We start from the raw sequence: 7,390 nt of genomic DNA on the forward strand, positions 1-7,390 counted from the left end.
GCGGCCCTTCGTTGCGCGAGGCGAGCCCTACTCCGCGGCGGGCTTCGGCGCGTAGCCGAGCATGGCCTTGGTCTCCAGGAACTCGTGGAAGGCGTAGTCGCCCCACTCGCGCCCGTTGCCGCTCATCTTGTAGCCGCCGAACGGGGCCATCATGTCGCCGCCGCCGCCGTTGATGGACACCTGGCCCGCCCGCAGCTTCGCCGCCACCTTGCGCGCCTTTTCCAGGTCGCCGGCCTGGACATAGGCGGCCAGGCCGTACTCGGTGTCGTTGCCGACCTCGATGGCCTGGTCGAGGCTGTCGTAGCCCAGGATCGACAGGACCGGCCCGAAGATCTCCTCCCGGGCGATGGTCATGTCGTTGGTCACGTTCGCGAAGACCGTGGGCTTCACATAGTAGCCCTTGTCCAGGCCGTCGGGGCGGCCCGTGCCGCCGATGACCAGGGTCGCGCCCTCGTCGATGCCCTTCTGGATCAGCTTCTGGATCTTCTCGAACTGGACCTTCGAGACCACCGGGCCGAGCTGGGCGTTGCCGTTCGGATCGCCGACGGTGACCTGGGCCACGGTCTCCCGCGCCACCGCGATCGCCTCGTCCATGCGGCCCTTCGGCACGAGCATCCGGGTGGGCGCGTTGCACGACTGGCCGGAGTTGGTCATCACCGTCGAGGCCCCGCGGGCGACGCCCTTGGCGAAGGCGTCGTCGTCGAGGACGATGTTCGGGCTCTTGCCGCCCAGCTCCTGCGCCACGCGCTTCACGGTCGGGGCGGCCGCCTTGGCCACCTCGATGCCGGCGCGGGTCGAGCCGGTGAACGACACCATGTCGACTTCCGGATGGCTGGAGATCGCCGCGCCCACCGTCGGGCCGTCGCCGTGCACGAGGTTGAACACGCCCTTCGGCACGCCGGCGGCGTGCATGATCTCGGCGAAGATGTGCCCGCTGAACGGCGCCACTTCGGACGGCTTCAGCACCATGGTGCAGCCCGTGGCGATGGCCGGGGCGACCTTGCAGACGATCTGGTTGAGCGGCCAGTTCCACGGGGTGATGAAGCCGCAGACGCCGATCGGCTCCTTGACGATCATCGTCGGGCCGCGGTCTTCCTCGAACTTGAAGGTCTTCAGGACCTCGGCGGCGGTGGCCAGGTGGGCCATGCCGATCGGAACCTGCGCGCGCTGGGCGAGGCTGGCGGGCGCGCCCATCTCCTCGGTCACCGCGGTGGCGAGGTCGCCGAAGCGCTTCTGGTATTCGGCGAGGATGCGGCCCAGCACCTCCAGGCGCTCTTCGCGGCTGGTCTGGCTCCACGAGGCGAACGCCTTGCGGGCGGCCTTGCAGGCCCGGTCGACGTCGGCCGCCGAGCCGAGCGCGATCTTGCCGCAGACTTCCTCGGTGGCCGGGTTCTCGACGTCGAGCGTCTTCAGGCCCTCGGCCGGATCGACCCACTCGCCGTCGATGTAGAACTTGAGGTACTCGCGCATGACGTCCTCCTGGAAGTCTTTGTTCGTTTGGGAACGGAGGCGCTTTCGCCCCACCCTTCAAACGCTCATTTTAGTGATCAGCGTTAAGGGGGGAAGCCCCTGACGCGGCGTCAGGACGCGAAGTTGCGCGCTTTCCCCGCCCGAAGGGGGCCGCCCGGCCTTGCAGCGCGCCGCCGGCGTCGCTAAAGCCCGGACCGGCAGAGTGACCGGAGGCTACATGGGCGGCATCCTGATGATCGTGGCGTTCATCGCCGTCATGGCGGCGCTGAACCTGTTCGAGTTCGGCCGCCTCGACTGAGGCCCCGCTCGTGACCGGCCGCGGCGCAGCACTGGTGACGGGCGCCGCGCGGCGGATCGGCCGGGTGCTGGCCTCCACCGCAGCCGAGGCCGGCTATGACGTCGCCCTGCATGTGCGCGCGATGGACGACGACGCCGAGGCCGCCGCCGGAGAGGTGCGCGCCCGCGGCCGGAAAGCGCGCATCGTCATCTGCGACCTGCGCAAGGAGAGCGAGACCGTCGCCCTCGTCGGCGAGGCCGAGGCCGAACTCGGCGCGGTCACGCTGCTCGTGAACTGCGCGTCCGTCTTCGAGGACGACAGCTTCGCCGACATGAACCGGGCGTCGTGGGACCTGCACATGGAGACCAACCTGCGCGCGCCCCTGGTGCTGTCGCAGGCGTTCGCCCGCCGCCTGGCGCCTGACCGCGCGGGCCTGATCGTCAACGTGCTGGACCAGCGGGTCTTCCGCACGCGGCCGGACTTCTTCTCGTACTCCCTGTCCAAGGCGGCCCTTTGGGACGCCACGCGGATGATGGCCCAGGCGCTGGCGCCGCGGATCCGGGTGAACGGCATCGGGCCGGGCCCCACCCTGCCCTCCATCCACCAGGACCAGGCCGCCTTCGACGCCGAAGTGGCGAGCACCCTCTTGAAGCGGCCGTCCGCGCCGCGCGAGATGGCCTCGGCCCTGCGCTACCTGATCGACGCCGAAGCCGTGACCGGCCAGATGATCGCCGTGGATTCCGGCCAGCACCTCTCATGACCCCCGCCTCAGGAGCGTTGACCGCCAGCAAGATCTTCGTCACCGGCCTCCAGGTGCAGGCCCAGATCGGCGTCTACCGGCACGAGATCGGCCGCGTGCAGCCCCTGATCGTGGACGTGGAGCTCGACGTCCCCACCAACGCTTCGGACCGCCTCAGCGAGACGGTGAACTACGAGACCATCCTCGCCGCAGCCCAGGGCCTCGCCGCCGGCGGCCACATCGACCTGGTGGAGACCTTCGCGCACCGGCTGGCGCAGACCTGCCTGGAAGATCCGCGGGTCACGCGCGCCCGGGTGCGGATCGAGAAACCCCTGGCGCTCGCGCCCCACGCCGTCGGCGCCGGGGTGGAGATCGTCGTCTCGCGCGGGTGAGCAATTTGTAACGCAGGCGGCGCTTTTCGTTACGCCTTTCCGGGTCCATCTGTAGTGCAAGCCCGATCCTCGGGCCGGAGGACCAGACAACCTGCGATGACCGATCTCTACCGCACCGAAGACAAGACGATGCCGGCGGTGTGCTACGCGCTCTACCTGCTCGGCTTCGCGACGGCGGGCGTGACCACGATCATCGGCGCCATCATGGCGCACGCCCAGCAGGGGACCGCCGGCCCCGACATGCGCACGCACTACACCTACCTGATCCGCACCTTCTGGGGCTTCCTGCTCCTGGCGGTCGGAGCGGGCATCGTCGGCGGCGTCATCTGGGTGATCGGCCTGCCCCTGACGATCGTGCTCGTCGGCTTCGTGTTCTGGGGCCTGGCCGGCCTGATCTGGTGCGTGCCGCCGGTGTGGTTCGGCGTCCGCTGCATCGTGGGCCTGGTCTACCTGAGCCGCGGCGAGCCCCACCCCCGCCCCTACGCCGTCCTGGCGTAGGACCCGAAGGAAACAGCGCCAGCCCCTCCCACGCGTGCGTGGGAGGGGTCCCCGGCGACCGGCCGGAGTCGGCAAAGGACGTCAGGCGTCGACGAGTTCGCGCCGCACGAGGCGGGCGTAGTCGTCCATCAGGCTGAGCGAGATGTTGCCCGGCCGGAACCGGTACTCCCCGATCTCGGCCACCGGCGTGACCTCGGCGGCGGAGCCCACCACGAAGCACTCCGAGAACGTCGACAGCTCCTCGGGCTTGATGTGCCGCTCGATGACCTCGAAGCCCTTCTTGCGGGCGATCTTGATCACCGTCTGGCGCGTGATGCCGTTCAGGAAGCAGTCGGGGGTCGGCGTATGGATCACGCCGTCCTTGATGAAGAACACGTTCGAGCCGGTGCTCTCGGCGATGTAGCCCCGATAGTCGAGCATCATCGCGTCGGTGTAGCCCTCCTTCTCCGCGGCGTGCTTGGAGATGGTGCAGATCATGTAGAGGCCGGTGGCCTTCGCATGGACCGGTTCGGTCTCGGGGCTCGGGCGCTTGTACTTGGCCCAGGTGAGCCGGATGCCCTTGGCCTTCTCCTCGGGGGAGAAGTACGAGGGCCAGTCCCAGCAGGCGATGGCCACGTGGATCTTCGTGTTCTGCGCGGACACGCCGATCATCTCCGAACCGCGCCAGGCGATCGGGCGGATGTAGGCGTCGGTCAGGCCGTTCTTGGCGCACACGTCCTTGCAGGCCTGGTCGATCTCGGCCACCGTGAACGGGATTTCGAAGTCCAGGATCTCCGCGGACTTGAACAGACGCTCGGTATGCGCCGTCAGCTCGAAGATCTCTCCGCCATACATCCGCTCACCCTCGAACACGGCCGACGCGTAGTGCAGGCCGTGGGTGAGTACGTGCACCTTCGCCTCGCGCCAGGGCACGAACTGGCCATCCAGCCAGATCCATCCGTCGCGATCGTCGAAGGGAACGATAGACATTTGCGGAGTACCTCCTTTCGCAGCGGTTCCTTGAACCTGCCCATTCCGTTCGCGTCAAACGAATTGGGTTCCACGAAGGCCACGCCGCCATGAGTGGCCCGGGCTCGGCGCCCGCGATCCGGGGCCGTGACGCGGGCGGGCCGCGTGGACTGGACGGCGCGGGCGCCTTGCGCGCCATACTGCGCGCGGACGGCGAACGACGCCGCGGCGGAGGCTTCGGATGAGCTTCTCGGACGCTCCAGCCCGGGCGCGGCACCTGCTGGTCGTCGACGACGACGACCGCATCCGCGACCTGCTGAAGGAGTACCTGACGCGGGCGGGCTTCCGCGTCACCGCCGCGGCGGGCGGCGCGCCGGCGCGCCGGCTGCTGACGACGCTCGACTTCGACCTGGCGGTGTTCGACGTGATGATGCCCGGCGAGGACGGCTTCTCGCTGACCCGATGGCTCCGCGAGCAGCGCGGAACGCCCGGGCGCACGCCGGTCCTGATGCTGACGGCGAGGAGCGAGTCGTCCGACCGAATCGAGGGCCTGAAGCTGGGCGCCGACGACTACCTCGGCAAGCCGTTCGAGCCCGAGGAGCTGCTGCTGCGCATCGAGGCGATCCTGCGGCGCGCGGCGGACGCCAGGCCCCAGGCCGAGGGACCGCTTTCCCTGGGCCGCTGCGCTTTCGACGCCGAACGGGGGGAGCTGAGCTGCGCGGGCGAGCCGGTGCGGCTCACCGAGGCCGAGGTCACCCTCCTGCGTCAGCTCGCGCGCACCCCGCACGAGGCGGTCGACCGGCTCGAGCTGGCGCGCGGCTCGGTCGACCCGTCCGGGCGCGCCGTCGACGTGCAGGTCACCCGGCTGCGGCGGAAGATCGAGGACGACCCGAAGGCTCCGCGCTACCTGCAGACCGTGCGCGGCGTCGGCTATCGCCTGGCGCCGGACTGATGGGGACGGTCAAACCACTCACCTCCCCCGTCCGGGGAGGCGAGGCGCAGGGGGCGACCCCATGAAGCTCCCCTCCTCCTTCCGCGTCCTGGTGCGGTGGCTGAAGCGGCAGTTGCCGGCGACACTGTTCGCGCGGTCGCTGCTGATCATCGTGCTGCCGGTGGCGCTGATGCAGATCGCGGTGACCTACGTCTTCTTTGACGCCCATTGGCAGACCGTGACGGCGCGACTGTCCGAGGGCCTGGCGGGCGACATCGCCTGGGCGGTCGAGAGCTACAAGGAAGACCCGACACCTGAGGCCTTCGCCAAGCTCAGCGAACGGGCGGAGGAGTCGATGAGCCTCTCCATCGCGCTGCAACCCGGCCGCAAGCTGCCGGAGCGCCGGCGCGACCCCCCGGTGCTGCTGGAGGCCTTCTTCGCGCCTATCGACCGCTCGCTGGACCGGGCGCTGAGCGAGCGGATCGACGCCCCGCTCTGGTTCGACACCACCCGTTACCCCGCCTACGTGGACATCCGCGTGGGCGTTCAGGGCGGGGTGATGCGGATCCTGGCGCCCCGCGAGCGGGCGTTCGCGACCCAGGGGCACATCTTCGTGCTCTGGATGACGGTGGCGACGGTGCTGCTGACCGCCATCGCGCTGCTGTTCATCCGCAACCAGGTGCGCGCTATCGAGCGGCTGGCCAATGCGGCCGAGGCCTTCGGGCGGGGCGCGGACGTGGAGGCGTTCAAGCCGCACGGCGCCAAGGAGGTGCGCGCCGCGGCGACCGCCTTCCTGGATATGCGCGCCCGGATCCAGCGTCACATCGAGCAGCGCACCGCGCTGCTGGCCTCGGTGAGCCACGACCTGCGCACGCCGCTGACCCGGCTGAAACTCGCCCTGGCGCTGGCCGAGCCGAACAAGCGCACCGCCGAGATGAAGCGCGACGTCTCGGAGATGGAGCACATGGTCGACGAGTACCTCGCCTTCGCCCGCGGCGAGGGCGGCGAGGCGGCCGAGGCGGTCCGGCTGCGGCCGCTGCTGGACGCGGTGGTCGAGGGCGCCCGGCGCATGGGCGCGCAGGTGAAGGTGAGCGCCGACCCCGACCTGACGGCGACCGCGCGGCCGAGCGCGCTCAAGCGGGCGCTGGCCAACCTGGTCACCAACGCCGCGGCGCACGGCGACCGCGTGGAGGTGGCGGTCCGCCGCACCACGGCCGGCCTGGAGATCGTGGTGGACGACGACGGACCCGGCATCCCGGCCGAGCGGCGCGAGGAGGCGTTCAAGGCGTTCGTGCGCCTGGACGAGAGCCGCAACCAGAACACCAAGGGCGTGGGCCTGGGCCTCGCCATCGCGCGGGACGTCGCGCGCGGCCACGGGGGCGACATCCACCTCGACAGCTCGCCGCTCGGGGGCCTGCGCGCGGTCGTGCGGCTGCCGGGATAGCGGCGTTCATCGGGAGTTCACGGGCGACGGCGAAGCTTCCGCCCAGGCAAGGGGGATCCGCATGCGCAACCTGGTGCTCGCCGCCGTCCTGGCGCTCGCCGCCACGCCCGCCTTCGCGGCCGATCCCGTGGAGGGCGAATGGATGAACCCCTCCGGCAGCGGCAAGGTCCGGCTCGCGCCCTGCGCCGGAGGCCGGCTGTGCGGGAACATCGTCTGGCTCAGGAACCCGGCCGACGCCAAGGCCACCGACCGGGCGAACCCCGACCCCAATCTGCGGACGCGCCCGATCATGGGCCTCTTGATGATGTGGGGCTTCAAGCCGGCGGGACCGGGCAAGTGGACCGGCGGGCGCATCTACGACCCCAACACCGGCAAGACCTACGACAGCAAGCTCACCATCAACGCCAACGGGACGCTGAAGGTGGAGGGCTGCATCCTGATGGTGTGCCAGGCGCAGACCTGGCGGCGGGGCTAGCTAGGTCGTGCACGCATAAGCTGGGAACAGGTTGAAGCGCCCTGAAGCGGACTCCCTGAACGTCCGCAAGGGGTGGATTGTGTTGAAGAAGGCCGCGTTCGGGGCGCTGGCGGGGTTGGCCTGCTGAAGCGCGAGCGGCGGCGTTACCGCTCAGGTGGGCGCCGGGAGAGCCGGGGCCGGTATCAGCTTGGCGAGTTTGCGCAGGTTCTGGGCGGT

At 70.1% G+C, this 7,390-nt stretch carries 8 protein-coding genes; 6 read left to right on the forward strand and 2 right to left on the reverse strand.

The genetic code is table 11. From position 1 onward, the window contains the following. Positions 1-27: 27 nt before the first annotated feature. Positions 28-1,470 (reverse strand): aldehyde dehydrogenase family protein, encoded by a 1,443-nt coding sequence (locus tag JNK30_RS07305; protein WP_293481401.1) that lies wholly within the window; start codon positions 1,468-1,470, stop codon positions 28-30. Between the two features lie 308 nt (positions 1,471-1,778). Between JNK30_RS07305 and JNK30_RS07310 the strand changes: the two genes are divergently transcribed. The 3 genes from JNK30_RS07310 to JNK30_RS07320 all read left to right on the forward strand — a co-directional run bounded on the left by JNK30_RS07310 (position 1,779) and on the right by JNK30_RS07320 (position 3,376). Then, the gene (locus JNK30_RS07310; RefSeq protein WP_293481402.1) at positions 1,779-2,507 is read left to right on the forward strand and encodes an SDR family oxidoreductase; all 729 of its coding nucleotides are present in this window, start codon (positions 1,779-1,781) and stop codon (positions 2,505-2,507) included. Between the two features lie 17 nt (positions 2,508-2,524). Further along, positions 2,525-2,878 carry a dihydroneopterin aldolase gene (gene folB / locus JNK30_RS07315; protein ID WP_293481403.1) on the forward strand — a complete coding sequence of 118 codons (354 nt, stop codon included), beginning with the start codon at positions 2,525-2,527 and terminating at the stop codon, positions 2,876-2,878. A 96-nt stretch (positions 2,879-2,974) separates the two neighbouring features. Then, positions 2,975-3,376 carry a hypothetical protein gene (locus JNK30_RS07320; RefSeq protein ID WP_293481404.1) on the forward strand — a complete coding sequence of 134 codons (402 nt, stop codon included), beginning with the start codon at positions 2,975-2,977 and terminating at the stop codon, positions 3,374-3,376. 81 nt (positions 3,377-3,457) lie between these two features. On the opposite strand, the gene JNK30_RS07325 is transcribed toward JNK30_RS07320, so the two are convergent. Beyond that, positions 3,458-4,345 carry a branched-chain amino acid aminotransferase gene (locus JNK30_RS07325; RefSeq protein WP_293481405.1) on the reverse strand — a complete coding sequence of 296 codons (888 nt, stop codon included), beginning with the start codon at positions 4,343-4,345 and terminating at the stop codon, positions 3,458-3,460. A gap of 220 nt (positions 4,346-4,565) precedes the next feature. On the opposite strand from JNK30_RS07325, the gene JNK30_RS07330 reads away from it, so the two are divergent. The 3 genes from JNK30_RS07330 (at position 4,566) to JNK30_RS07340 (ending at position 7,174) form a co-directional block, all read left to right on the forward strand. Then, positions 4,566-5,276 (forward strand): response regulator transcription factor, encoded by a 711-nt coding sequence (locus JNK30_RS07330; protein ID WP_293481406.1) that lies wholly within the window; start codon positions 4,566-4,568, stop codon positions 5,274-5,276. 61 nt (positions 5,277-5,337) lie between these two features. Next, entirely contained in the window at positions 5,338-6,699 is a 1,362-nt protein-coding gene (locus JNK30_RS07335; protein WP_293481407.1) for an ATP-binding protein, read from the forward strand. 61 nt (positions 6,700-6,760) lie between these two features. Further along, positions 6,761-7,174 carry a DUF2147 domain-containing protein gene (locus JNK30_RS07340; RefSeq protein WP_293481408.1) on the forward strand — a complete coding sequence of 138 codons (414 nt, stop codon included), beginning with the start codon at positions 6,761-6,763 and terminating at the stop codon, positions 7,172-7,174. Positions 7,175-7,390 lie beyond the last annotated feature (216 nt).

It is taken from the genome of Phenylobacterium sp., assembly GCF_016793225.1.
Lineage (GTDB): Bacteria > Pseudomonadota > Alphaproteobacteria > Caulobacterales > Caulobacteraceae > Phenylobacterium.

Coding starts and splice junctions, on each gene's coding strand:
- JNK30_RS07305 (WP_293481401.1), bottom strand. CDS start 1,470: ATGCGCGAGTACCTCAAGTTCTACATCGACGGCGAGTGGGTCGATCCG.
- JNK30_RS07320 (WP_293481404.1), top strand. CDS start 2,975: ATGACCGATCTCTACCGCACCGAAGACAAGACGATGCCGGCGGTGTGC.
- JNK30_RS07325 (WP_293481405.1), bottom strand. CDS start 4,345: ATGTCTATCGTTCCCTTCGACGATCGCGACGGATGGATCTGGCTGGAT.
- JNK30_RS07330 (WP_293481406.1), top strand. CDS start 4,566: ATGAGCTTCTCGGACGCTCCAGCCCGGGCGCGGCACCTGCTGGTCGTC.
- JNK30_RS07335 (WP_293481407.1), top strand. CDS start 5,338: ATGAAGCTCCCCTCCTCCTTCCGCGTCCTGGTGCGGTGGCTGAAGCGG.
- JNK30_RS07340 (WP_293481408.1), top strand. CDS start 6,761: ATGCGCAACCTGGTGCTCGCCGCCGTCCTGGCGCTCGCCGCCACGCCC.